1 protein-coding gene is annotated in these 1,434 nt (G+C 71.8%); it reads right to left on the bottom strand.

Annotated elements, in window-relative coordinates:
* Positions 1 to 86: 86 nt before the first annotated feature.
* Positions 87 to 1,434, bottom strand: a 1,348-nt coding sequence (locus tag ACRDSQ_RS05435; RefSeq protein WP_431419333.1) for a transposase, incomplete at its 5' end; no start/stop codon positions are given.

Below are 1,434 nucleotides of genomic sequence, written 5' to 3'. Positions count from 1 at the left end.
TGGTGGCGCGGGAAGGTGCGGCCTAAGGAAGCGGGCCGGCGGTTCCGTCCCCCGGGCCGAGGTTCGGGGGCGGGACCGCCGGCCTTTCAGCTGGTATCGGCGGGCGCGGGCCAGAGCACGCGGGCGCGGAGTGTGGCGAGGCCGGCGCGCATCTGCGCGACGATGTGCAGGATGGTGTGGCAGGGGTCGAGGGGGTGGCGCCGGCGGCGCAGCCGCCGGTAGACGAACAGTTGCATGAGGTTGAAGGCCAGCATCCAGAGCAGGACCACGTTGAGGACCGCGCGCGGGCTGTGTCGGTAGACGCGGGCGAGGTTGTAGTGCACGGTCCACTGGTGGAAGGCGGTGTTCTCGATGTGCCAGCGGGCGCGCTGGATGTCGAGCACCGCACGGGTGGTCAGATGGGCCGCCGCCGGGCCAATCACGGCGGCGCACCAGATGTGAGGCGGGGCGGCGACCCCGAAGGGCGAGACCTCGCAGCGGACCACCCGGATCGGTCCGTCGAAGGTGTCCAGGGTGCGGAGGTCTCGGATGTCCCAGGCCCGGACGTGCTCCCGCCGTTCGAGGTCGTCCCACTCGCGGGTGGGGGGTTGGTTGCGAAACAGCGCCAGGGCCTCCTTGAGAGGCTCGTCGGTGTCCTTGCGCAAGGTGATGACGGCGCTGCGACCGCAGCGGGTGATGGCGGTCATCATGGGGCCATTGGGATAGAGGCCGTCCAGGACGAACAGGTGGATGAGGGCGCCGTACCGTTGGTGGAGGTCGTGGACGAGCCGCAGGGCGGCGGTCAGTTCCCCCTCATCGGTGGTGGCCTCGACCTCCCCGGCGCGGTGGCGCTCCGCGAGGTTGAGCTGCGGTTCGACCCCGAGGACAACGTCCGCGTCGCGCCCGAGGAGCAGGGCGACCGCCAGGCGGTGGTAGGACTCGGTGCGGCCGGGTGAGGCGTCGCTGCCGCGCTGCCGCGTGAGACAGGCCGGGCCGGACCGCGCCTGGGAGCAGCAGGGCTCCCAGCCATCGATGGCCACGCAGCGGAGTCCGGCGCGCAGGCCCTCCTGGAAGGCCTTGTTGTGGTCGGCGGTGAACACCACGCGGTGCAGTTGTCGGCGGATCTGTTCGCTGTCCAGTCCGTCCAGCACCCGCGCGATGGTGTCGGCGCTGAAGGTCTTGACCCCCTCGCTGAGCCGCCGGCCGAGCAGGCGCTGGAACGGCCGGTGCCGGAGTGCTCCCTCCAGAGCGTTCAGGCTGCGCAGCCGCAGGACCGCTCCGAAGATCAGGCTGCCGAGGACTGCGGCGGTGGGGACCTGGGGACGGGGGCGGCGGTCGGGCACGGCGTGCAGGAGGGCCGGCAGGTCGTAGACCTGCCGGACGTACTTCAGGAACTGGCCGAACTTGTCCCGGGGTCGGAGGCGCCGGACCGCCTGCGATCCGATGGCTCCCGGC

The organism is Actinokineospora sp., from assembly GCF_050699995.1.
Taxonomy (GTDB): domain Bacteria; phylum Actinomycetota; class Actinomycetes; order Mycobacteriales; family Pseudonocardiaceae; genus Actinokineospora.
Note: the sequence above shows the minus strand (reverse complement) of the source record. Positions and strands in the feature narration are given on the sequence as shown.